The 22,057-nt window shown below is 62.9% G+C and carries 24 protein-coding genes and 1 tRNA gene; all 25 read right to left on the bottom strand.

Annotated elements, in window-relative coordinates:
* Window positions 1-9: 9 nt before the first annotated feature.
* The 25 genes from rplN to SR882_RS10745 all read right to left on the bottom strand — a co-directional run bounded on the left by rplN (window position 10) and on the right by SR882_RS10745 (window position 21,992).
* Window positions 10-378 carry a 50S ribosomal protein L14 gene (rplN, locus tag SR882_RS10625; protein ID WP_058574709.1) on the bottom strand — a complete coding sequence of 123 codons (369 nt, stop codon included), beginning with the start codon at window positions 376-378 and terminating at the stop codon, window positions 10-12.
* A gap of 11 nt (window positions 379-389) precedes the next feature.
* Window positions 390-659: a 30S ribosomal protein S17 gene (gene rpsQ / locus SR882_RS10630; protein WP_125199281.1), complete on the bottom strand. Its 270-nt coding sequence runs from the start codon at window positions 657-659 to the stop codon at window positions 390-392.
* A 1-nt stretch (window position 660) separates the two neighbouring features.
* Window positions 661-852 (bottom strand): 50S ribosomal protein L29, encoded by a 192-nt coding sequence (gene rpmC / locus SR882_RS10635; RefSeq protein WP_125199280.1) that lies wholly within the window; start codon window positions 850-852, stop codon window positions 661-663.
* Window positions 852-1,265, bottom strand: a complete 414-nt coding sequence (gene rplP / locus SR882_RS10640; RefSeq protein WP_125199279.1) for a 50S ribosomal protein L16 — start codon at window positions 1,263-1,265, stop codon at window positions 852-854. Before rplP ends, rpmC begins: the two co-directional genes overlap by 1 nt.
* A 28-nt stretch (window positions 1,266-1,293) precedes the next feature.
* Window positions 1,294-1,965: a 30S ribosomal protein S3 gene (rpsC, locus tag SR882_RS10645; RefSeq protein WP_322521212.1), complete on the bottom strand. Its 672-nt coding sequence runs from the start codon at window positions 1,963-1,965 to the stop codon at window positions 1,294-1,296.
* 9 nt (window positions 1,966-1,974) lie between these two features.
* Window positions 1,975-2,307 (bottom strand): 50S ribosomal protein L22, encoded by a 333-nt coding sequence (gene rplV / locus SR882_RS10650; RefSeq protein WP_125199277.1) that lies wholly within the window; start codon window positions 2,305-2,307, stop codon window positions 1,975-1,977.
* Between the two features lie 12 nt (window positions 2,308-2,319).
* On the bottom strand, window positions 2,320-2,595 hold the full coding sequence (gene rpsS, locus SR882_RS10655; RefSeq protein WP_322521213.1) for a 30S ribosomal protein S19: 276 nt from the start codon (window positions 2,593-2,595) through the stop codon (window positions 2,320-2,322).
* A gap of 20 nt (window positions 2,596-2,615) precedes the next feature.
* The gene (rplB, locus tag SR882_RS10660) at window positions 2,616-3,443 is read right to left on the bottom strand and encodes a 50S ribosomal protein L2 (protein WP_322521214.1); all 828 of its coding nucleotides are present in this window, start codon (window positions 3,441-3,443) and stop codon (window positions 2,616-2,618) included.
* A gap of 19 nt (window positions 3,444-3,462) precedes the next feature.
* Window positions 3,463-3,756 carry a 50S ribosomal protein L23 gene (locus tag SR882_RS10665; protein ID WP_322521215.1) on the bottom strand — a complete coding sequence of 98 codons (294 nt, stop codon included), beginning with the start codon at window positions 3,754-3,756 and terminating at the stop codon, window positions 3,463-3,465.
* Window positions 3,753-4,361, bottom strand: coding sequence for a 50S ribosomal protein L4 (gene rplD, locus SR882_RS10670; RefSeq protein WP_322521216.1), 609 nt, complete (start codon window positions 4,359-4,361; stop codon window positions 3,753-3,755). The genes SR882_RS10665 and rplD overlap by 4 nt, the downstream gene beginning before the upstream one ends.
* Before the next feature lie 11 nt (window positions 4,362-4,372).
* Window positions 4,373-5,017 (bottom strand): 50S ribosomal protein L3, encoded by a 645-nt coding sequence (rplC, locus tag SR882_RS10675; protein WP_322521217.1) that lies wholly within the window; start codon window positions 5,015-5,017, stop codon window positions 4,373-4,375.
* 175 nt (window positions 5,018-5,192) lie between these two features.
* Window positions 5,193-5,504 (bottom strand): 30S ribosomal protein S10, encoded by a 312-nt coding sequence (gene rpsJ, locus SR882_RS10680; protein ID WP_125199271.1) that lies wholly within the window; start codon window positions 5,502-5,504, stop codon window positions 5,193-5,195.
* 6 nt (window positions 5,505-5,510) lie between these two features.
* Complete coding sequence (gene tuf, locus SR882_RS10685; protein ID WP_322521218.1) at window positions 5,511-6,701, bottom strand: elongation factor Tu; 1,191 nt, start codon at window positions 6,699-6,701, stop codon at window positions 5,511-5,513.
* A 46-nt stretch (window positions 6,702-6,747) separates the two neighbouring features.
* Window positions 6,748-8,841 (bottom strand): elongation factor G, encoded by a 2,094-nt coding sequence (gene fusA / locus SR882_RS10690; RefSeq protein ID WP_322521219.1) that lies wholly within the window; start codon window positions 8,839-8,841, stop codon window positions 6,748-6,750.
* A gap of 29 nt (window positions 8,842-8,870) precedes the next feature.
* Window positions 8,871-9,341 (bottom strand): 30S ribosomal protein S7, encoded by a 471-nt coding sequence (rpsG, locus tag SR882_RS10695; protein ID WP_136867910.1) that lies wholly within the window; start codon window positions 9,339-9,341, stop codon window positions 8,871-8,873.
* Between the two features lie 18 nt (window positions 9,342-9,359).
* Window positions 9,360-9,734 carry a 30S ribosomal protein S12 gene (gene rpsL / locus SR882_RS10700; protein ID WP_125199268.1) on the bottom strand — a complete coding sequence of 125 codons (375 nt, stop codon included), beginning with the start codon at window positions 9,732-9,734 and terminating at the stop codon, window positions 9,360-9,362.
* A 100-nt stretch (window positions 9,735-9,834) separates the two neighbouring features.
* Window positions 9,835-14,049, bottom strand: a complete 4,215-nt coding sequence (gene rpoC, locus SR882_RS10705; protein WP_322521220.1) for a DNA-directed RNA polymerase subunit beta' — start codon at window positions 14,047-14,049, stop codon at window positions 9,835-9,837.
* 77 nt (window positions 14,050-14,126) lie between these two features.
* Complete coding sequence (rpoB, locus tag SR882_RS10710) at window positions 14,127-18,293, bottom strand: DNA-directed RNA polymerase subunit beta (RefSeq protein ID WP_322521221.1); 4,167 nt, start codon at window positions 18,291-18,293, stop codon at window positions 14,127-14,129.
* A gap of 237 nt (window positions 18,294-18,530) precedes the next feature.
* On the bottom strand, window positions 18,531-18,911 hold the full coding sequence (rplL, locus tag SR882_RS10715) for a 50S ribosomal protein L7/L12 (RefSeq protein ID WP_322521222.1): 381 nt from the start codon (window positions 18,909-18,911) through the stop codon (window positions 18,531-18,533).
* A gap of 30 nt (window positions 18,912-18,941) precedes the next feature.
* Window positions 18,942-19,469 carry a 50S ribosomal protein L10 gene (gene rplJ / locus SR882_RS10720; protein ID WP_322521223.1) on the bottom strand — a complete coding sequence of 176 codons (528 nt, stop codon included), beginning with the start codon at window positions 19,467-19,469 and terminating at the stop codon, window positions 18,942-18,944.
* A 265-nt stretch (window positions 19,470-19,734) separates the two neighbouring features.
* Window positions 19,735-20,430, bottom strand: a complete 696-nt coding sequence (rplA, locus tag SR882_RS10725) for a 50S ribosomal protein L1 (RefSeq protein WP_322521224.1) — start codon at window positions 20,428-20,430, stop codon at window positions 19,735-19,737.
* Between the two features lies 1 nt (window position 20,431).
* Entirely contained in the window at window positions 20,432-20,863 is a 432-nt protein-coding gene (rplK, locus tag SR882_RS10730; protein WP_322521225.1) for a 50S ribosomal protein L11, read from the bottom strand.
* Between the two features lie 62 nt (window positions 20,864-20,925).
* Window positions 20,926-21,459 (bottom strand): transcription termination/antitermination protein NusG, encoded by a 534-nt coding sequence (nusG, locus tag SR882_RS10735; protein ID WP_125199261.1) that lies wholly within the window; start codon window positions 21,457-21,459, stop codon window positions 20,926-20,928.
* Between the two features lie 10 nt (window positions 21,460-21,469).
* Window positions 21,470-21,841: a preprotein translocase subunit SecE gene (gene secE, locus SR882_RS10740; RefSeq protein ID WP_322521226.1), complete on the bottom strand. Its 372-nt coding sequence runs from the start codon at window positions 21,839-21,841 to the stop codon at window positions 21,470-21,472.
* A gap of 75 nt (window positions 21,842-21,916) precedes the next feature.
* Window positions 21,917-21,992 (bottom strand) — tRNA-Trp (locus SR882_RS10745).
* Window positions 21,993-22,057 lie beyond the last annotated feature (65 nt).

Consider the following 22,057-nt stretch of genomic DNA (forward strand, 5'->3'; position numbering starts at 1 on the left):
GACCCCCTCTTAAATCACTTCTGGCGCGAGCGAGACGATCTTCATGAACTTCTCGCCACGCAACTCGCGGGTGACCGGGCCAAAGATCCGGGTACCGATCGGCTGCAGCTGGGCGTTCAGAAGAACCGCCGCGTTGCCGTCAAAACGGATCAGCGACCCGTCCGGACGACGCACGCCCTTGGCCGTGCGAACAACCACCGCGTTGTAGACCTCGCCCTTCTTGACGCGGCCACGCGGGATCGCGTCCTTCACGGACACCTTGATTACGTCGCCGATCTCGGCATAACGACGATGCGAGCCGCCCAGCACCTTGATGCACTGGACCTTGCGCGCGCCGCTGTTATCTGCCGAATTCAGCACGGTTTGCATCTGAATCATGACGAAACTCCTTACTCAGCCGAGCGTTCGACAACGCGGACCAGGGTCCAGGTCTTGTTCTTGGAGATCGGACGCGTCTCGCGAACTTCGACGCGGTCGCCCTGGCGACAGGTGTTCTCTTCGTCATGCACCCGCAGCTTGCTGGTGCGCGTCATGTACTTGCCGTACAGCGGATGCTGCACGCGACGCTCGACCGCGACCGTAATGGACTTGTCGCCCTTGTCGCTGACAACCACCCCTTCACGGGTGCGGACATTCTTTTCTTCGGATACCGTCGTCATCTCAGGCACGCTCCTTTTCCGCAATCACGGTCTTGATACGAGCAACATTGCGACGCGCTTCCAGCGCCAGGTGGGTCTTCGCCTCCTGGCCCGTGGCATGCTGCATGCGCAGGTTGAATTGCTCGCGCTTGACGGCCAACAGCTCTTCGCGCAGCTCGTCGACGGATTTCTCACGCAATTCTGTTGCCTTCATCACATCACCAACCGTGTTACGAACGTGGTCTTCACGGGCAGCTTGGCGGAAGCGCGTTCGAAAGCTTCGCGCGCCACGTCCTCGCTGACCCCCTCGATTTCGTACAGCATCTTGCCCGGCTGCACCTTGGCAACCCAGTGCTCGACGCTGCCCTTGCCCTTACCCATACGGACTTCCAGGGGCTTCTGGGTAATCGGGGTGTCCGGGAAGATCCGGATCCAGATCTTACCGCCCCGCTTCACGTGACGAGAGATGGCGCGGCGGCCAGCCTCGATCTGACGGGAAGTAATATTTCCGCGCTCAAGGGTCTTCAGGCCGAATTCGCCGAAGCTCACCTTGTTGCCGTTATTGGCAACGCCGCGATTCTTGCCCTTGAACTGCTTGCGGAATTTTGTACGTTTTGGCAGCAGCATTTTTCAAAGCTCCACTTCAATTCGTTGATCAGGCGGCCGACTTGCCGTCGTCGCTGCCCGGCACACCGAACACCTCGCCTTTGAAAATCCAGACCTTGACACCGATGATGCCGTAGGTGGTCTGGGCCTCTGCCATGCCGTAATCGATATCCGCACGGAGCGTGTGCAGCGGCACGCGGCCTTCGCGGTACCACTCGGTACGTGCGATTTCGGCGCCGCCCAGGCGGCCCGCCACGTTGACCTTCACGCCACCGGCGCCGAGGCGCATGGTGGTCTGTACCGCACGCTTCATGGCGCGACGGAACATGACGCGACGCTCGAGCTGCTGAGCGATCGACTCGGCAACCAGCTGCGCGTCCAGCTCGGGCTTGCGGATCTCCTCGACGGAAACCTTCACCGCGCTGCGATCCAGGCCCAGCATCGGCGCGATCTCGGTGCGCAGACGCTCGATGTCTTCGCCCTTGCGACCAATAACGATGCCCGGACGCGCGGTGTGGATCGTAACGGCGGCCGAACGGGCCGGACGTTCGATCTGCACACGCGAGACGGAGGCGTCCTTCAGACGCTGACGAATGTACTTGCGCGTACGAACGTCCTGCTCGAGGTAGTCGGAAAAATGCTTGTTGTCGGCATACCAGCGAGAGCTCCAGTCGGAGGAGATCCCAAGCCGGAAGCCTACCGGATGTACTTTGTGACCCATGACTGCTCCTTAGCGCTCGCTGACGACGACTTTGATGTGGCTGGTCCGCTTGAGGATCCGCACACCGCGGCCTTTTGCCGCCGCACGGAACCGCTTCAGGGTCGGGCCTTCGTCAACCATGATCTCGGAGATGCAAAGACGGTCGACGTCCGCACCTTCGTTGTTCTCGGCATTCGCGATCGCCGACTCGACGACCTTGCGAATGATCGCGGCACCCTTCTTGGTCGAGAACTGGAGGGATTCCAGGGCATTGGCGACGTTGACGCCACGCACCTGGTCAGCCACCAAACGAGCCTTTTGCGGGGAGATCCGGGCAAACCGGTGTAGTGCTACTGCTTGCATCACGGAGCCTCCTTAACGCTTGGCTTTCTTGTCGGCGGCATGGCCTCGGTAGGTACGCGTCGGTGCGTACTCGCCGAGTTTCTGGCCAACCATGTTCTCGTTGATCAGCACCGGAATGTGCTGACGACCGTTGTGCACCGCGATGGTCAACCCGATCATGTCGGGAAGGATCATCGAGCGGCGCGACCAGGTCTTTATGGGCCGGCGGCTGTTAGCGGCCGCGGCCTCTTCCACTTTTTTCATCAGGTGGTGGTCCACGAAGGGACCTTTCTTGAGTGAACGTGGCACCTTAAAGCCCTCTTATTGCTCTATTTTTTGTTACGACGACGAACGATGTACTTATCAGTACGCTTGTTCGTACGCGTCTTGTAACCCTTGGTCGGCACGCCCCAGGGCGTAACCGGATGACGACCGCCGGAGGTCCGACCTTCACCACCGCCGTGCGGGTGATCGACCGGGTTCATCACGACACCACGGACGGTCGGACGGACACCGCGCCAGCGCTTGGCGCCGGCCTTGCCGAGCTGGCGAAGGCTGTGCTCCTGGTTGGACACCTCGCCCACCGTGGCGCGGCACTCGGAAAGCACCTTGCGCATCTCGCCCGAACGCAGGCGAATGGTGGCGTAGGAACCGTCCCGAGCGACGAGTTGGACGGCACCACCGGCACTGCGCGCCAGTTGGGCGCCCTTGCCCGGCTTGAGCTCGACCGCATGGATGGTGGTACCAACCGGGATCGAGTACAGCGGCAGCGCGTTGCCCGGACGAATCGGGGCGTCAACGCCAGACACGATCGCCTGACCCACCTCGACGCCACGCGGCGCGATGATGTAGCGACGCTCGCCGTCGGCGTACTTCAGCAGCGCGATGTGCGCCGAACGGTTCGGATCGTGCTCGATGCGCTCAACTTGGGCGGGAACACCGTCCTTGATGCGCTTGAAGTCGATCTTGCGGTAGTGCTGCTTGTGACCACCGCCGATGTGACGCGTGGTGATCCGGCCGGCGTTGTTACGCCCGCCCGAGCCGTGCTTCTTCTCGAGCAGCGGCGCGTAGCCCTTGCCCTTGTAGAGCTTGGAACGATCTACCTCGACGACGCCACGGCGACCCGGAGAAGTCGGTTTTGCAACTTTCAAAGCCATGAGTTGAATCCCCTACTGTTTAGCCGGCCGCGCCGAAATCGATGGTCTGACCTTCGGCGAGGGTGACGTAGGCCTTCTTGGTGTCGGCACGCCGCCCCGGCATGCCGCGGAATCGGCGGGTCTTGCCACGCTGATTCACCACCTGTACGGCCTCGACATTGACCTCGAACACCTGCTCGACAGCCGCCTTGATCTGCGGCTTGGAGGCGGAGGTCGCCACCTGGAACACGTACTGGTTGAACTCGCCGGCGCGGGCAGTCTTTTCGGTGACCACCGGGGCGCGCAGCACGTCGTAAAGCTTTTCCGAATTCATGACAGCCACTCCTCAACCATCTTCAGCGCACCCTGGGTGATGACGACCTTGTCGGCGTCCACCAGGCTAACCGGGTCCAGCGTGCCGGCCGTGCGGTAACCCAGCTCGACCACGTTGCGGGAACCCAGCAGCAACGCCTCGTCCATCGCCTCGGTGACGATCAGGCGTTTGCCTTTCTCGACGCCGAGATCGTTGAGCGCCTTGATGACCTGCTTGGTCTTGGGCGCATCGACGGTGAGCGACTCGACCACGACCAGACGTTCCTGGCGCAGCAGCTCGGAAAAGATCGAACGCATCGCGGCGCGGTACGCCTTGCGGTTCATCTTCTGCGAGAAGTCACGCGGACGGGCGGCGAAGGTGACACCACCGGTACGCCAGATCGGCCCCCGGGTGGTGCCGGCACGGGCGCGGCCCGTGCCTTTTTGACGCCACGGCTTGGTGTTGCCGCCGGAGACTTCGGCCCGGCTCAGTTGACGCTTCGTACCGGCCCGGCCACCGGCCAAGTAGGCGATGACTGCCTGGTGGACCAGCGCTTCGTTGTATTCCCGGCCGAAGACCTGCTCGGAGACATTCAGCGCGGAACCGTTCTTGACTTGGATATCCATACCTGACGACCTCACGCTTTGATCTTGACCGACGGACGAACGAGTACGTCGCCACCGGTGGCGCCCGGAACGGCACCCTTGACCAGCAGCAAACCGTTCTCGACGTCAACGCGAACCACCTTGAGGTTCATCGCGGAGACGCGCTCGTCGCCCATGTGGCCGGCCATCTTCTTGCCCTTGAACACGCGACCCGGGGTCTGGTTCTGACCGATGGAACCCGGAACACGGTGGGACAGGGAGTTACCGTGAGTGGCGTCCTGGGTACGGAAGTTGTGACGCTTTACCGTACCGGCGAAGCCTTTACCCTTACTGGTACCAGTGACATCAACAGACGGCACGTCGTTGAAGATCTCGACCGTGATCTCGTTGCCCGCCTCGTAGTTGCCGAGCACGTCGGCATCAACGCGGAACTCACGCACGGTGCGACCGGCAGCGACCGACGCCTTGGCAAAATGACCCGCCATCGGCTTGGTCACCCGCCCCGGGCGGCGCTCGCCGACGGTTACCTGCAGGGCGGTGTACCCGTCGACATCATCAACTTTCTTCTGAGTCACACGGTTCGGCTCGACCTCGATGACGGTCACCGGCGTGGAAGCGCCGGACTCGTCAAATACTCGGGTCATGCCGACCTTACGACCGACAACACCTAAAGCCATTGTTATTTCCTCTTATGCACTTCGACGCCGATTTCGATTGACCGGATCGCCGGAAAAAACCAGCCCGACGCGGTTTGAGCACGCATCGGGCTGAACAAGAGCGCGGCACTATAACAGAAAACGCGCCGGGCCAAAAGGCTTTTGGCCGGCGCGTTTCAACTGGCGTGCGGGTGGATCAGTTCAGACGGATCTGAACATCCACACCGGCGGCCAGGTCAAGCTGCATCAACAGGTCGACCGTCTTGTCGGTCGGGTCGACGATGTCGAGTACGCGCTTGTGGGTGCGGATCTCGTACTGGTCACGCGCGTCTTTGTTGACGTGCGGCGAGGTCAGTACGGTGTACCGCTCCTTGCGGGTCGGCAGCGGGATCGGGCCCTTGATCCGCGCGCCACTGCGGCGCGCGGTCTCGACGATCTCCGCGGTCGAACGGTCGATCAGACGGTGATCGAAGCTCTTCAGCCGGATGCGAATCGTTTGTCCTGACATACTTAATTACTCGATGATCTTGGAAACGACGCCGGCGCCGACGGTGCGGCCGCCTTCGCGGACAGCAAAGCGCAGACCTTCTTCCATCGCGATCGGCGCGATCAGCGTGACGGTCATCGCCACGTTGTCACCCGGCATGACCATCTCGGTGCCTTCCGGCAGCTCGCAAGCGCCAGTCACGTCGGTGGTACGGAAGTAGAACTGCGGACGGTAGCCGTTGAAGAACGGGGTGTGACGACCACCCTCTTCCTTCGACAGGACGTAGACCTCGGCCTCGAACTGGGTGTGCGGCTTGATCGAGCCCGGCTTACACAGCACCTGACCACGCTCGACGTCGTCACGCTTGGTGCCACGCAGCAGTACGCCGATGTTGTCGCCCGCCTGGCCCTGGTCCAGCAGCTTGCGGAACATCTCAACACCGGTGACGGTGGTCTTGACGGTGTCCTTCAGACCGACGATCTCGATCTCTTCGCCGACCTTGACGATGCCGCGCTCGACACGACCGGTAACCACGGTGCCGCGACCGGAGATGGAGAACACGTCCTCGACCGGCATGATGAACGAACCGTCGATGGCCCGATCCGGCTCCGGGATGTAGTCATCCATGGCCTCGACCAGCTTGACGATCGCCGGCGCGCCGATTTCGGAGGTGTCACCTTCCAGCGCCTTAAGGGCCGAACCGGTGATGATCGGGGTGTCGTCGCCCGGGAAGTCGTACTGGGACAGCAGGTCGCGAACTTCCATCTCGACCAGCTCCAGCAGCTCCGGATCGTCGACCATGTCGGCCTTGTTCAGGAACACGACGATGAACGGGACGCCTACCTGACGCGAGAGCAGGATGTGCTCACGGGTCTGCGGCATCGGGCCGTCCGCGGCGGAAACCACCAAGATCGCGCCGTCCATCTGGGCGGCACCGGTGATCATGTTCTTGACGTAGTCGGCGTGACCCGGGCAGTCGACGTGAGCGTAGTGACGCTTGTCGGACTCGTACTCGACGTGCGAGGTCGAGATCGTGATGCCACGCGCCTTCTCTTCCGGCGCCTTGTCGATCTGGTCGAACGCCATGCCCTGGCCACCGTAGGTGGTGGACATCACGTGCGTGATCGCCGCGGTCAGCGTGGTCTTGCCGTGGTCAACGTGACCGATCGTGCCGACGTTTACGTGCGGCTTGGAACGTTCAAATTTTTCTTTGGACATGTCTTACATCCTCAACTGGAAAATAATTCAGGAATCTGCGGGCGGATCACGAACCCTTGATGACGTCTTCCGTCACACTCTTCGGTGCCTCGGCGTACCGGCCGAACTCCATCGAGTAGGTCGCGCGACCCTGGGTAGCGGAGCGCAGGTCCGTGGCGTAGCCGAACATCTCGGACAGCGGCACCTCGGCCTTGATCTGCTTGCCACCGCCATGGATGTCATCCATGCCCTGAACCATGCCGCGGCGACGATTGACGTCACCGATGACATCGCCCATGTACTCTTCGGGCGTTTCGATCTCGACGCTCATCATCGGCTCGAGCAGTACCGGGGACGCCTTCTGGGCGCCTTCCTTGAATGCCATCGAGCCGGCGACCTTGAACGCCATCTCGTTGGAGTCGACCTCGTGGTAGGAGCCGTCGTACAGCGTGACCCGGACATCGACCATCGGATAGCCGGCGATGACGCCGTTCTGCATCTGCTCGTAGGCGCCTTTGTCGACCGACGGGATGTACTCCTTCGGCACCACGCCGCCAACGATCTTGTTGACGAACTCGTAACCGCCGCCTTCTTCCATCGGCTCGATCTTCAGCTTGACGTGGCCGTACTGACCGCGACCGCCCGACTGGCGAACGAACTTGCCTTCCTGCTCGACCGCGCTGCGGATGGTTTCACGGTAGGCCACCTGCGGCTTGCCGATGTTCGCGTCGACCTTGAATTCGCGACGCATGCGGTCGACCAGGATCTCGAGGTGCAGTTCACCCATCCCGGAGATGATGGTCTGGCCCGACTCCTCGTCGGTGCGGACGCGGAACGACGGATCTTCCTGTGCCAGACGACCCAGCGCCTGGGACATCTTTTCCTGGTCGCTCTTGGTCTTCGGCTCGACCGCTACCGAGATGACCGGATCCGGGAACTCCATGCGCTCCAGGATGATCGGGCTGCTCGGATCGCAGAGCGTCTCGCCAGTGGTGACGTTCTTGAGACCGACGGCGGCCGCGATGTCACCGGCATAGACGGACTTGACCTCTTCACGCGAGTTCGAGTGCATCTGCAGGATCCGGCCGATCCGCTCACGGTTGCCCTTGGTCGAGTTCAGGATCGCGTCACCCGCATTCACCACGCCGGAATAGACGCGGAAGAAGGCCAGCGAACCGACGAACGGGTCGGTCATGATCTTGAACGCCAGCGCGGCGAACGGCTGGTCGTCACCGGTCTTCCGGCGGGCTTCGGTGCCATCCGGCAGCTCGCCCTTGATGTCCGGAACCTCGGTGGGCGACGGCAGGTATTCGATTACCGCGTCGAGCAAGCGCTGCACGCCCTTGTTCTTGAACGCAGTCCCGCACAGTGCCGGGATGATCTCGTTCTCAAGCGTCCGCTTGCGGATACCCTGCTTGATTTCCGCGTCGGTCAGCTCGCCGTTCTCGAGGTACTTCTCCATCAGTTCCTCGGAGGACTCGGCGGCCGCTTCGATCATCTCTTCGCGATACTTTTCCGCATCGGCCTGCAGCTCTTCCGGAACCTCGCGCTCGTCATAGGTCATGCCCATGTCGTCGGTGTTCCAGTAGATCGCCTTCATGCGCAGCAGGTCGACGACGCCCTGGAAGTTGTCTTCCGAGCCGATCGGGATGACAACCGGCACCGGGTTCGCACCCAGGCGTTTCTTGAGCTGATCCATGACCCGGTAGAAGTCCGACCCCTGACGGTCCATCTTGTTGACGAACGCCAGACGCGGAACGCTGTACTTGTTGGCCTGCCGCCAGACGGTCTCCGACTGCGGCTGGACACCACCGACGGCACAGAGCACGAACACGGCCCCATCAAGCACCCGCAGCGAACGCTCCACCTCGATGGTGAAGTCGACGTGCCCGGGGGTGTCGATGATGTTCAGCCGGTGCTTTTCGAACTGCTGGTCCATGCCCTGCCAGAAGGCAGTGGTCGCGGCAGACGTGATGGTGATGCCGCGCTCCTGTTCCTGCTCCATCCAGTCCATGGTGGCGGCGCCGTCGTGTACTTCACCGATCTTGTGGGAGACACCGGTGTAGAACAGGATGCGCTCGGTGGCCGTGGTTTTGCCGGCATCGATGTGAGCCATGATGCCAAAATTGCGATAGCGCTCGAGCGGGGTCGTACGGGACACGAAAAGTACCTCTTAAATAAAGCGTCGGGTTACCAGCGGAAGTGCGCGAAGGCCTTGTTGGCCTCGGCCATGCGGTGCGTGTCTTCACGCTTCTTCACAGCGGAACCACGACCTTCGGCAGCGTCCGACAGCTCACCGGCCATCTTCTGGGCCATGGTCTTCTCACCACGCTTGCGGGCGGCTTCGATCAACCAGCGCATGGCCAGTGACGAGCGACGCACCGGGCGAACCTCGACGGGCACCTGGTAGGTCGCACCACCGACTCGGCGGGATTTGACCTCGACGGACGGGGCGACGTTTTCCAACGCCTTCTCGACCACGTCGACCGGGTGACCCTTGCCCTTGGACTCGATCATGTCCATCGCGTCGTACAACAGACGCTCGGCGACGGCCTTCTTGCCGCTGAGCATGATCATGTTGATGAATTTCGCGACGGTGACATTGCCGAATTTCGGATCCGGCAGAATCTCGCGCTTGGGGACTTCTCTTCTTCTGGGCATCTCAAATCCTACCGTTGATTAGCTCTTCGGACGCTTGGCGCCGTACTTCGAACGACCCTGACGGCGCTTCTCGACACCCTGGGTATCGAGGCTGCCGCGGACGACGTGATAGCGCACACCCGGGAGATCCTTTACACGACCGCCGCGGATCAGCACGACCGAGTGCTCCTGCAGGTTGTGACCTTCACCACCGATGTAGCCGGTGACCTCGTAGCCTGAGGTCAGACGCACACGGGCGACTTTCCGCAGGGCCGAGTTCGGCTTCTTCGGGGTGGTGGTGTAGACGCGCGTACAAACACCGCGTCGCTGGGGGCAGCGCTCCAGCGCGGGCACGCTGGTCTTTTCGACCATGCGCTTGCGCGGCTTACGCACTAGCTGATTGATAGTAGCCATGTATCCGTATTCTCCGACCAAAAACTAGCACGACGGGCACAGTTGCCCGCCGTAAAGGGCAGTGATTCTATGCAGTTGCCGCGTTGCTGTCAACGCAAGCTCACTCCTCGTTGCCATTCTCCTCGGCAGTCGCCTCCACCTCGGCCGCTTCCGCCGGCGCACCGAACAGGTCGTTGGCCTGATCGAGCGCGGCGTGACGCCGACGGCGACGCTCTTCGTGGTGAGCCAGGCCCGTACCCGCCGGAATCAGACGACCGACGATGACGTTCTCCTTGAGGCCACGCAGCTCGTCGCGACCGCCACGGGTGGCGGCATCGGTGAGCACGCGGGTGGTCTCCTGGAACGACGCCGCGGAGATGAACGACTCGGTCACCAGGGAAGCCTTGGTGATGCCGAGCAGCATCGGCTCGGACTTCGCCGGGAACTTGCCGTCCTTCTCGAGCGCGGCGTTTTCCTCGACCAGACGCGCCTTGTCGACCTGATCGCCACGCAGGTAACCGGAATCGCCCGACTCGACGATCTCGACCTTGCGCAGCATCTGGCGAACGATCACCTCGATGTGCTTGTCGTCGATGCCAACGCCCTGCAGGCGGTAGACGTCCTGGATCTCCTTGACGATGTAGTTCGCCAGATCCGCGATGCCACGCAGACGCAGGATGTCGTGCGGTGCAAGCTCGCCATCGGCGATGATCTCGCCACGCTCGACGTGCTCGCCCTCGAAGACGTTGATCACGCGATACTTCGGGATCAGCTCTTCGTGCTGCTCGCCGTTCTCGTCGGTGATCACCAGGCGCTGCTTGCCCTTGGTCTCCTTGCCGAAACTGACCGTGCCGGTGTGCTCGGCCAGGATCGCCGGCTCCTTGGGCTTGCGGGCCTCGAAGAGATCCGCCACACGCGGCAGACCGCCGGTGATGTCGCGGGTCTTCTGCGATTCCTGCGGGATCCGGGCCACCACGTCACCCACCTGGACTTCGGCGCCATCGGTGATCCCGATGATCGCGCCGGCCGGCAGCACGTAGATCGCGGGGATCTCCGTGCCGGGCAGGTTGACCGGGTTGCCGTCACCATCGGTCAGGGCGATTGCCGGACGCAGATCCTTGGCGGTACCGGAACGCTGCGACGGATCGATGATGATCTGCGAGGACAGGCCGGTGATCTCGTCGGTCTCGGTCTTCACCGATTGACCATCGACGAAATCCGAGAAGCGGGCGAAGCCTTCTACCTCACTGACAACCGGGTGCGTGTGCGGATCCCAGTTGGCCAGCGTGGTGCCGGCATCGACCTTCTCGCCGTCCTTGACGCGGATGACCGAGCCATAGGGCACCTTGTAGCGCTCGCGCTCACGGCCCTGCTCGTCGAGCACGCCCAGCTCACCGGAGCGGGTAACCGCCACCAGGTCGGCGTCGCGGTTCTTGACCGTCCGCAGGTTGTGCAGGCGGACGGTACCGGTGGCCTTGTTCTCCACGGAGCTGGCCGCGGCCGAACGGGAGGCCGCACCACCGATGTGGAACGTCCGCATGGTGAGCTGGGTGCCCGGCTCACCGATGGACTGGGCCGCCATGACGCCGACCGCCTCACCGAGGTTGACCGGCTCGCCGCGTGCCAGGTCGCGACCGTAGCACTTGGCACAAACGCCATGGCGTGCTTCACAGGTGATCGCCGAGCGGACCCAGACCTCGTCGATGCCCGACTGCTCGATCCGCGCGACCATGGCCTCGTCGATCAGCGTGCCGGCCGGCAGCAGGACTTCCTCGGAACCCGGCACGACCAGGTCCTTGGCAGTCACGCGCCCCAGGATCCGGTTGCCCAGACCCTCGACCACGTCACCACCCTCGATCACGGCGGTCATCTTCAGACCGTCGGTGGTGGTGCCGCAATCGTCGGAAGTGACCACCAGGTCCTGCGCCACGTCGACCAGGCGACGGGTCAGGTAACCGGAGTTGGCGGTCTTCAGTGCGGTATCCGCGAGGCCCTTACGGGCACCGTGGGTCGAGATGAAGTACTGCAGTACGTTCAGACCCTCGCGGAAGTTCGCGGTGATCGGCGTCTCGATGATCGAGCCGTCCGGCTTGGTCATCAGGCCTCGCATGCCGGCCAGCTGCCGGATCTGCGCCGCCGAACCCCGGGCGCCGGAGTCGGCCATCATGAAGATGGCGTTGAACGAGTTCTGCGTGACGTCGTTGCCGTCCTTGTCCTTGACGGTATGCGCACCCAGCTGCTCCATCATCGAGCGGGAGATGGAGTCGTTGGCGCGCGACCAGATGTCGACGACCTTGTTGTAACGCTCCTTCTCGGTCACGAGACCCTGGCCGTACTGGTCCTGGATCTCCTTGACCTCGGCCTCGGCGGCCGCCAACTCGGCATCCTTGGAGGCCGGGACGATCATGTCGTCCGAGCAGATGGAGATGCCCGAGCGGGTCGCGTATCGGAAGCCGGTGTACATCAGCTGGTCGGCGAAGACGACGGTGTCCTTCAGGCCCAGGTGACGGTAGACGTAGTTGAGCAGGGCCGAGATCGGCTTCTTGCCCATGTCCTTGTTGATCTGCGCGAAGGGAATCCCCTCCGGCACGATCCGGTACAGCAGGGCCCGGCCGACGGTCGTCTCGACGATCGCCGTCTTGGACTCGACCGTGCCGTCTTCCTCGCGGGTCCAGTCGGTGATCCGCACGCGCACCAGCGCGCCCAGCTCGACCTGGCCGTTGTCATAGGCGCGCTGTACCTCGTCGAGGTCAGCGAAGATCATGTCTTCGCCGCGGGCATTCACCTTGGAGCGCGTCATGTAGTAGATGCCCAGCACGATGTCCTGCGACGGCACGATGACCGGGTCACCGGAGGCCGGCGACAGCACGTTGTTGGTGGACATCATCAGCGCGCGCGCTTCCGACTGCGCCTCGAGCGACAGCGGCACGTGCACGGCCATCTGGTCACCGTCAAAGTCGGCGTTGTAGGCCGAGCAGACCAGCGGGTGCAGCTGGATCGCCTTGCCCTCGATCAGGGTCGGCTCGAACGCCTGGATGCCCAGACGGTGCAGGGTCGGCGCGCGGTTCAGCAGCACCGGGTGCTCGCGGATGACCTCCTCGAGCACGTCCCAGACCTCGGCGCCCTCGCGCTCGACCAGCTTCTTGGCCGCCTTGATGGTGGTGGCGAGACCACGGCGGTGCAACTTGCCGAAGATGAACGGCTTGAACAGCTCGAGCGCCATCTTCTTGGGCAGGCCGCACTGGTGCAGGCGCAGGGTCGGGCCGACCACGATGACCGAACGGCCCGAGTAGTCGACGCGCTTGCCCAGCAGGTTCTGGCGGAAGCGGCCCTGCTTGCCCTTGATCATGTCGGCGAGCGACTTGAGCGGGCGCTTGTTGGTGCCGGTGACCGCGCGGCCGCGACGACCGTTGTCCAGCAGCGAGTCGACCGACTCCTGCAGCATCCGCTTCTCGTTGCGCAGGATGATGTCCGGCGCGTTGATCTCGAGCAGGCGCTTGAGGCGGTTGTTGCGGTTGATGACCCGGCGATAGAGATCGTTGAGGTCACTGGTCGCGAACCGGCCACCGTCCAGAGGTACCAGCGGACGCAGGTCCGGCGGCAGGACCGGCAGCTGGGTCAGGACCAGCCACTCCGGACGGTTGCCGGAGGAGCGGAACGACTCGAGCAGCTTCAGGCGCTTGGTGATGCGCTTGATCTTGGTCTCGGAGCCGGTCTCCGCGAGCTCGTCGCGCAGCTTGAGGATCTCGTCGTCCAGCACGATCTCCTTGAGGAGCTTCTGGATCGACTCGGCGCCCATGCCGGCCTCGAACTCGTCGCCGAACTGCTCGAGCGCCTCGATGTACATCTCGTCGGTGAGCAGATCGCCCTTGTTCAGGGTGGTCATGCCCGGCTCGGTGACGATGAACGCCTCGAAGTAGAGCACCCGCTCGATGTCGCGCAGCGTCATGTCGAGCAGCAGGCCGATACGGCTCGGCAGCGACTTCAAGAACCAGATGTGTGCGACCGGGCAAGCCAGCTCGATGTGGCCCATGCGCTCGCGGCGGACCTTGGAGAGCGTGACTTCGACGCCACACTTCTCGCACACGACCCCGCGGTGCTTGAGACGCTTGTACTTGCCACAGAGGCACTCGTAGTCCCGCACCGGGCCGAAGATCTTGGCGCAGAAAAGGCCATCGCGCTCCGGCTTGAAGGTGCGGTAGTTGATGGTCTCCGGCTTTTTCACTTCGCCGAACGACCAGGAACGGATCATCTCCGGGGAGGCCAGCGAGATACGGATGTGGTCGAAGTCCTCTTCGCCGACCTCGTGGTTCATCAGATTAAGCAATTCTTTCATTGACTACCTGCCTAACGTGTTCTGTCACACGGCACCATGGACCCGGGCAGCTGCCCGGTTGGCCCATGCCCCGGAAATCACTCGTCGTCTTGTTCCAGCTCGATGTTGATCCCGAGCGAACGGATCTCCTTCAACAGCACGTTGAAGGACTCCGGCATGCCCGCATCCATACGGTGATCGCCATCGACGATGTTCTTGTACATCTTGTTGCGGCCGTCGACGTCGTCGGACTTGACGGTCAGCATCTCCTGGAGCGTGTAGGCCGCGCCGTACGCCTCCAGTGCCCAGACCTCCATCTCGCCGAAGCGCTGGCCGCCGAACTGCGCCTTGCCGCCCAGCGGCTGCTGGGTGACCAGGCTGTACGGCCCGGTCGACCGGGCGTGCATCTTGTCGTCGACCAGGTGGTTGAGCTTCAGGATGTACATGTAACCGACGGTGGTCTGTCGCTCGAACGGCTCGCCACTGCGGCCGTCGTACAGCTGCACCTGCCCGTTCTCCGGCATCTCGCCGAGCTTGAGCATGTGCTTGACCTCGTCCTCGACCGCGCCGTCGAAGACCGGCGTGGCCATCGGCACGCCCTTCTTGAGGTTGCCGGCCATCTCGATCAGCTCGTCGTCGGTCAGGCTGTCGAGATCAACGGTCGGTTCCTCGCGGTGGTTGTAGACCTTGTCGAGGAACTCGCGCAACTCCTTGATCGCCTTCTCGCGCTCGAGCTTGAGGCGTTTCTCGATCTGGTGACCCAGACCGCGCGCCGCCAGGCCCATGTGCGTCTCGAGGATCTGACCGATGTTCATCCGCGACGGGACACCCAGCGGGTTGAGGCAGATATCCATCGGCGTGCCGTCTTCCATGTACGGCATGTCTTCCTCGGGCACGATCATCGAGATGACGCCCTTGTTGCCGTGACGGCCGGCGAGCTTGTCACCCGGCTGGATGCGACGCTTCACGGCCACGTAGACCTTGACCATCTTCAACACGCCCGGCTGCAGGTCATCGCCCTGCTGGATCTTGCGCTTCTTGTCCTCGAAGCGCGCCTCGGCATCGGCCTTCTCGCGCTCGAGCTGGGCCTTGTATTCCTCCAGCGCGCTGGCGGCCGCCTCGTCCTCGACGCGAATCTCGAACCACTTGGTCGGATCGACCTTGTTCAGCTGCGCCGCGGTGATCTTGCCACCGGCCTTGACGCCGGTCGGGCCGCCGACGGCGACCTTGCCCAGCAACAACTCGCGAACGCGGGCCTGGATATCGCCCTCGATGATGCGCATGCGATCCTTGAGATCCTTGCGCACCGCGTCGAGATCGTCTTCCTCGATCGAACGGGCCCGGCTGTCCTTCTCGATGCCATCACGGGTGAAGACACGCACGTCGATGACGGTGCCCTCGATCCCCTGCGGCACCCGCAGTGAAGTGTCCTTCACGTCGGATGCCTTCTCGCCGAAGATGGCTCGCAGGAGCTTTTCCTCCGGGGTGAGCTGGGTTTCGCCCTTTGGCGTCACTTTGCCCACCAGGATGTCGTTCGGGCTGACCTCGGCGCCGATGTGCACCACGCCGGCCTCGTCCAGCTTGTTCAGCAGGTTCTCGGCCACGTTCGGGATGTCCGAGGTGATCTCCTCGGCGCCCAGCTTGGTGTCACGGGCGACGCAGTTGAGCTCCTCGATGTGGATGGTGGTGAAGCGGTCTTCACGTACCACCCGCTCGGACATGAGGATCGAATCCTCGAAGTTGTAACCGTTCCAGGGCATGAAGGCACAGAAGATGTTCTGACCCAGTGCCAGCTCGCCCATGTCGACCGACGGGCCGTCGGCGAGCACGTCGCCCTTCTCGATCCGGTCACCCACCTTCACCAGCGGACGCTGGTTGATGCAGGTGTTCTGGTTCGAACGGGTGTACTTGGTGAGGTTGTAGATATCCACACCGACCTCGCCTTGGGTGGCCTCCTCGGCCTTGACCCGAACCACCACGCGAGAGGCGTCGACACGGTCGACCAGACCGCCACGCTTGGCGACCACACAGGCGCCGGAGTCGGTCGCGACCACGCGCTCCATGCCGGTGCCAACCAGCGGCTTGTCCGCCTTGAGTGTCGGCACGGCCTGACGCTGCATGTTCGACCCCATCAGAGCGCGGTTGGCGTCATCGTGCTCCAGGAACGGGATGATCGAGGCCGCCACCGAGACGATCTGCTTGGGCGAGACGTCCATGTACTGGATCTCGGACGGATCGGACAGCATGAACTCGCCCGACTTGCGCGCCGAGATCAGCTCACCGGTCAGCGTGCCGTCCTCGGCCAGCGGGGCGTTCGCCTGGGCGATGGTGAACTTCTCTTCCTCGTAGGCCGACAGCCAGTCGACGTCGGCGGTCACCTTGCCGTCGACCACCTTGCGGTACGGCGTCTCCAGGAAGCCGTAGGTGTTGGTCTGGGCGAACACGGCCAGCGAGTTGATCAGGCCGATGTTCGGGCCTTCCGGCGTCTCGATCGGGCAGACCCGGCCGTAGTGCGTGGTGTGTACGTCACGCACCTCGAAGCCGGCCCGCTCGCGGGTCAGGCCGCCCGGCCCGAGCGCGGAGATACGACGCTTGTGCGTGACCTCCGACAGCGGGTTGTTCTGGTCCATGAACTGCGACAGCTGCGAGGAACCGAAGAACTCCTTCACCGCAGCGGCCACCGGCTTGGCGTTGATCAGGTCCTGCGGGGTCAGGCCCTCGCTCTCGGCCTGGGTCAGGCGCTCCTTGACGGCGCGCTCGACCCGCACCAGACCGATACGGAAGACGTTCTCGGCCATCTCGCCCACCGAGCGGATGCGGCGGTTGCCAAGGTGGTCGATGTCGTCGGTCTTGCCGTTGCCGTTACGGATGGCAATCAGTTCCATCAGCACGTCGAGGATGTCGGACAGATCGCCGCTTTCCTCAAACCGCTTCTTGGCCTCGTCGTTGCCTGCCTCGGCCAGGCGACCGAAGTACTTGGCATCGTAGAGGATGCCCGGACCGGAATCGCCCTCGCGCTCGAGGCGGCGGTTGAACTTCATCCGGCCGACCTCGGACAGGTCGTAGCGCTCCTCGGAGAAGAACAGACCGTGGAACAGGCCTTCGGCGGCATCCTTGGTCGGCGGCTCGCCCGGACGCATCATCTTGTAGATCTCGACCATCGCCTCGAGCGGCGTGGTCGACGGATCGTTGCGCAGGGTCAGCGACATGTACGGGCCGCGATCGACCTCGTTGTAGTACAGCGTCTTGAACGACTCGATACCGGCCTTCTGGAAGGTCGCCAGCATCTCCTCGGTGATCTCGTCGTTGGCGTTGGCGATCACTTCACCGCTGTCGGTGTCGACCACGTCCTTGGCCAGCGTACGACCGACGACGAACTCGGCCGGGATCGGCAGGCTGTCGATCTTGGCGTTGTTGAGGTCACGGACGTGCTTGGCGGTGATGCGCTTGCCCGTCTTGACCACGGTCTCGCCGTCGACCTCGATATCGAAGGCGGCATCGGTGCCCTTGAGACGCTCGGGCACCAGCGTGAGCGAGAGCTCCTCGCCATCGACGCGGAATTCGTCGTGCTCGAAGAAGATGTCGAGCATCTCCTCGTTGTTGTAGCCCAGTGCGCGCAGCAGGATCGACGCCGGGATCTTGCGGCGACGGTCGATGCGGACATAGACGAGGTCCTTCTGGTCGAACTCGAAGTCGAGCCAGGAACCGCGGTACGGGATCACCCGGGCGGAGAAGAGCATCCGCTTGGAGGTGGTGGTCTTGCCCTTGTCGTGGTCGAAGAACACGCCCGGCGAACGGTGCAGCTGGGAGACGATGACCCGCTCGGTGCCGTTGACGACGAAGGTGCCGCTCTCGGTCTGCAGCGGGATCTCGCCCATGTAGACATCCTGCTCGCGGATGTCTTTGACGACCTTGGAACCCGCCGGGGCTTCCTTGTCGTAGATCACCAGTCGCAGCTTGACCCGCAGCGGCGCCGAGTAGGTCAGCCCGCGGATCTGGCATTCGCGCACGTCGAATGCCGGCTCGCCGAAGTGATAATCGACGTAATCGATTTCAGCATTGCCCGAGTGGCTTGCGATCGGAAACACCGAACCCAGCGCCGCATGGAGCCCGATGTTGCGGCGCTCCTTCTGCGCCACACCCTGCTGCAGGAACCCCTCATAGGACTTCACCTGCGTGGTCAACAGATAGGGGACCGGCAGGACCTCGGCACGCTTGCCGAAGTCCTTGCGGATTCGCTTCTTCTCAGTGAATGAATAGCTCATCTACTTTCCTCGTCGGGACAATCTGAGTGTGATCACCAGCGGACTGGCGATGCACGCCGTGGCGCGCGGGGATCCGTTCCCCCTGTGTGGGGCGGCAGCCGGCCGCCCCGGGCAACCTTTCGCGATCAGACCGACAATCCGATCGCGAAAGGACGCCCAACAAGCGCGTAAAGGCCGGCGACCCGAAGGCCACCAGCCTGTACCTGGGTGCTGTGGTTAAGCGACCCTTGCACTCGTTTACTTGAGCTCGACGGAAGCGCCTGCCTCTTCGAGCTTGGCCTTCATGGAGTCGGCCTCTTCCTTCTCGACGCCTTCCTTGATGGTGCTCGGGGCACCTTCGACCAGTTCCTTGGCTTCCTTGAGGCCCAGGCCGGTCAGCTCGCGGGTCGCCTTAATGACGGAAACCTTGTTGGAGCCGAACGAGGTCATGACCACGTCGAATTCGGTCTGCTCTTCTGCAGCAGCGGCGCCTTCGCCACCTCCGGCTGCCGGAGCGGCGGCAACGGCTGCTGCCGCGCTAACGCCGAACTTCTCTTCCATGTCGGAGATCAGTTCAACGACCTCCATGACGGACATGTTGGAGATCGCTTCGAGGATATCGTCTTTTGTAACTGCCATGATTGAGTACCTGAAAAGTGATGAAAAAGGTTAAGCCGCTTCTTTCTGGTCGCGAATCGCTGCCACGGTGCGTACCAGCTTGCCCGGAACCTCGTTGAAGGTACGGGCCAGCTTGGTAACCGGCGCCTGCATGGTCGCCATGAGCAGCGCAAGCGCTTCCTCACGGGTCGGCAGGCTGGCAACGCGTTCAAGAGCGGAAGCCGGGAGGAGTTCGCCACCCAAGGACACGAACTGGACTTCAAGCTGCGACATCTCCTTGGTCGCGTCCTTCATCAGACGCGCCGCGGAGCCCAGGTCGTCCATCGAGAACGCGAGGATGAGCGGGCCACGCAGGGCATCGCTCATGCATTCGTACTCGGTGCCTTCCAGGGCGCGCTTGGCCAGGGTGTTCTTGACGACACGCAGATAAACACCCTGCTCACGCGCCTTGACGCGAAGCTCGGTGACCTGCGAGACCGTCAAGCCTCGATACTCGACGCCAACCGCCGAGTAGGCCTTGGATGCAACCTCGGCGACTTCTGCGACAACCAACTTCTTGCGATCGAAGGTTAATGCCACGTCTCTTACCTACGGTTGCAAAGGGACAAGCCCTTTTCGTTTGAAACCGATTCGTGCGGTGCACGAATCGCCCTTCTCAACGGCCACCCAGACATGAAATCATCGGGACTCTGACCGTCTGCGCAGGCTTTCTTGATTAAGCGGGAGAGCGAACCCGCCCGCGCCTGCGGTCTTTGACGCCACCGGCATCAATACCGGCAGTCCAAAGAACGTGACCGGCCTCGACACGAAGGTCGAGGCCGGCTATTCGGGGGTTGCGTCGCGGTTATTCCGCGAGCGAACCCTGATCCACCACCAGGCCCGGGCCCATCGTGGTGGAGACGGATACACGCTTCATGTATACGCCCTTCGCCGCGGACGGCTTGGCCTTGTTCAGGTCGCCGACCAGGGCATTGAGGTTCTCGATCAGCGCCGCCGGCTCGAAATCCACCTTGCCAATGGTGCAGTGGATGATGCCGTTCTTGTCGGTGCGGTAGCGAACCTGGCCGGCCTTGGCGTTCTTGACCGCCGTGGCCACGTCGGTGGAAACCGTGCCCACCTTCGGGTTCGGCATCAGGCCACGCGGACCCAGGATCTGGCCCAGCTGACCGACCACGCGCATTGCGTCCGGGGAGGCAATGACGACGTCGAAGTCCATGCGGCCCTGCTTGATCTCACCGGCGAGATCATCCATGCCGACGATGTCGGCACCGGCCGCCGTCGCGGCCTCAGCGTTCGCGCCCTGGGCAAAGACGGCAACGCGCACGTCTTGACCCGTGCCGCGCGGCAGGACGGTGGAACCACGAACCATCTGGTCCGAACGACGCGGATCGACGCCCAGGTTGACGGCCACATCGACCGACTCGTTGAACTTGACCGCGGAGACTTCCTTCAGCAGGGCGAAGGCCTCTTCGGCACCGTACTGACGGTTGCGATCAATCTTTTCGGCGATCTGCTTCTGACGCTTGCTCAACTTGGCCATCTCACACACCCTCCACGTTCAGGCCCATGCTGCGGGCGCTACCGGCAATGGTGCGCACACGGGCGTCGAGATCCTTGGCCGTCAGGTCCGGCTCTTTGGTCTTGGCAATTTCTTCGAGCTGGTCACGGGTCACCGTGCCGACCTTGGTCTTGTTCGGCTCGGCGGAACCGCTTTTGATGCCGAGGGCCTTCTTGAGCAGGATCGCCGCCGGCGGGGTCTTCATGATGAAGGTGAACGACTTGTCCTGATAGACAGTGATCACCACCGGAACGGGAAGACCCGGCTCGATGTTGCCCGACGCCGCGTTGAACTCCTTACAGAAGCCCATGATGTTGACGCCGTGCTGACCCAGGGCAGGACCGATGGGGGGCGACGGGTTGGCCTGACCGGCAGGCACCTGAAGCTTGATGTAAGCGGAGACTTTCTTAGCCATGATGACCTCTCAAGTGGGTAGTAGCGCCCGACGCAAGGCCAGGCTCCCCGTGTGTCGACTGATCAGGTCTTCTCGACCTGGTCGAAATTCAGCTCCACCGGAGTGGAACGTCCGAAAATGCTGACCGCCACGCGCAGGCGGCTCTTTTCGTAATTGACTTCCTCGACCGTGCCGGTGAAGTCGTTGAACGGGCCGTCGCAGACACGCACCATCTCGCCGACGTCGAACAACGTCTTCGGCTTCGGCTTCTCGGTCGAGTCCTTGACCCGGTTGAGGATCTGCTCGGCCTCGCGCTCGGTAATCGGTGTCGGCTTGCCGCCCGAGTTACCAATGAAGCCCAGGACGCGCGGCACCGACTTGATCAGGTGCCACGCCTCGTCGGTCATGTCGACCTGGACCAGCACGTAACCGGGGAAGAACTTGCGCTCGGAACGACGCTTGACGCCGTCGCGCATCTCGACCACCTCCTCGGACGGGACCAGGATCTCGCCGAACAGATGCTCCAGACCGGCGCGCTCGATGCGCTCGGCAAGCGCCTTCTTGACGCTGTTTTCGTACTGTGAGAACGCCTGGACGACGTACCAGCGCATCGCCATGTAAAGCCTCCTAACCGGTAATGCTGCGAACGATCCAACCCAGCAGCGAGTCGACGCCCCAGAGGAACAGGCCGATCAGGATGACGAGCAGGATGACCACGAGGGTCGTCTGCGTCGCTTCCTGACGCGTCGGCCAGACCATCTTCTTGACCTCGAGACGCGAGTCGAAGGTGAACTGCCAGATCGACCGCCCGACCGCCGTGGTGTATGCCACGGCAATCGCGAGCCCCGCCCCTGCCACCACGGCCAGGATGCGCAGGAACAACGGCTGGCCATCAAGCAGGTAATAACCCACGATGCCGGCGATGATCAGCAGGATCGCGACGGCGATCTTGGCTGAATCCAGGCCAGACGACGTGGGCTGCACGGACTTTTCCGACATGTTAGGAACTCACGCTTCAAAGACAGCACCCGCCGGCCGGCGAACCGGACCCGGCGGGCACCCCCTGCACGGAAGTGGCAGGGCAGGAGGGACTCGAACCCACAACCTACGGTTTTGGAGACCGTTGCTCTGCCAATTGAGCTACTGCCCTAGTGTTTTCGCCTACCGCGAAAAAAGAGCGCGAAGTCTATCCGACTCCGCGCCTTGACGCAACCC

Source organism: Guyparkeria halophila, assembly GCF_034479635.1.
GTDB lineage: Bacteria > Pseudomonadota > Gammaproteobacteria > Halothiobacillales > Halothiobacillaceae > Guyparkeria > Guyparkeria halophila.

Excerpts from the sequence above, each read along its gene's own strand:
- rplN (WP_058574709.1), bottom strand. The coding sequence starts at position 378 with ATGATTCAGATGCAAACCGTGCTGAATTCGGCAGATAACAGCGGCGCG.
- rpsQ (WP_125199281.1), bottom strand. The coding sequence starts at position 659 with ATGACGACGGTATCCGAAGAAAAGAATGTCCGCACCCGTGAAGGGGTG.
- rpmC (WP_125199280.1), bottom strand. The coding sequence starts at position 852 with ATGAAGGCAACAGAATTGCGTGAGAAATCCGTCGACGAGCTGCGCGAA.
- rplP (WP_125199279.1), bottom strand. The coding sequence starts at position 1,265 with ATGCTGCTGCCAAAACGTACAAAATTCCGCAAGCAGTTCAAGGGCAAG.
- rpsC (WP_322521212.1), bottom strand. The coding sequence starts at position 1,965 with ATGGGTCACAAAGTACATCCGGTAGGCTTCCGGCTTGGGATCTCCTCC.
- rplV (WP_125199277.1), bottom strand. The coding sequence starts at position 2,307 with ATGCAAGCAGTAGCACTACACCGGTTTGCCCGGATCTCCCCGCAAAAG.
- rplB (WP_322521214.1), bottom strand. The coding sequence starts at position 3,443 with ATGGCTTTGAAAGTTGCAAAACCGACTTCTCCGGGTCGCCGTGGCGTC.
- SR882_RS10665 (WP_322521215.1), bottom strand. The coding sequence starts at position 3,756 with ATGAATTCGGAAAAGCTTTACGACGTGCTGCGCGCCCCGGTGGTCACC.
- rplD (WP_322521216.1), bottom strand. The coding sequence starts at position 4,361 with ATGGATATCCAAGTCAAGAACGGTTCCGCGCTGAATGTCTCCGAGCAG.
- rplC (WP_322521217.1), bottom strand. The coding sequence starts at position 5,017 with ATGGCTTTAGGTGTTGTCGGTCGTAAGGTCGGCATGACCCGAGTATTT.
- rpsJ (WP_125199271.1), bottom strand. The coding sequence starts at position 5,504 with ATGTCAGGACAAACGATTCGCATCCGGCTGAAGAGCTTCGATCACCGT.
- tuf (WP_322521218.1), bottom strand. The coding sequence starts at position 6,701 with ATGTCCAAAGAAAAATTTGAACGTTCCAAGCCGCACGTAAACGTCGGC.
- rpsG (WP_136867910.1), bottom strand. The coding sequence starts at position 9,341 with ATGCCCAGAAGAAGAGAAGTCCCCAAGCGCGAGATTCTGCCGGATCCG.
- rpsL (WP_125199268.1), bottom strand. The coding sequence starts at position 9,734 with ATGGCTACTATCAATCAGCTAGTGCGTAAGCCGCGCAAGCGCATGGTC.
- rpoC (WP_322521220.1), bottom strand. The coding sequence starts at position 14,049 with ATGAAAGAATTGCTTAATCTGATGAACCACGAGGTCGGCGAAGAGGAC.
- rpoB (WP_322521221.1), bottom strand. The coding sequence starts at position 18,293 with ATGAGCTATTCATTCACTGAGAAGAAGCGAATCCGCAAGGACTTCGGC.
- rplL (WP_322521222.1), bottom strand. The coding sequence starts at position 18,911 with ATGGCAGTTACAAAAGACGATATCCTCGAAGCGATCTCCAACATGTCC.
- rplA (WP_322521224.1), bottom strand. The coding sequence starts at position 20,430 with ATGGCCAAGTTGAGCAAGCGTCAGAAGCAGATCGCCGAAAAGATTGAT.
- rplK (WP_322521225.1), bottom strand. The coding sequence starts at position 20,863 with ATGGCTAAGAAAGTCTCCGCTTACATCAAGCTTCAGGTGCCTGCCGGT.
- nusG (WP_125199261.1), bottom strand. The coding sequence starts at position 21,459 with ATGGCGATGCGCTGGTACGTCGTCCAGGCGTTCTCACAGTACGAAAAC.
- secE (WP_322521226.1), bottom strand. The coding sequence starts at position 21,841 with ATGTCGGAAAAGTCCGTGCAGCCCACGTCGTCTGGCCTGGATTCAGCC.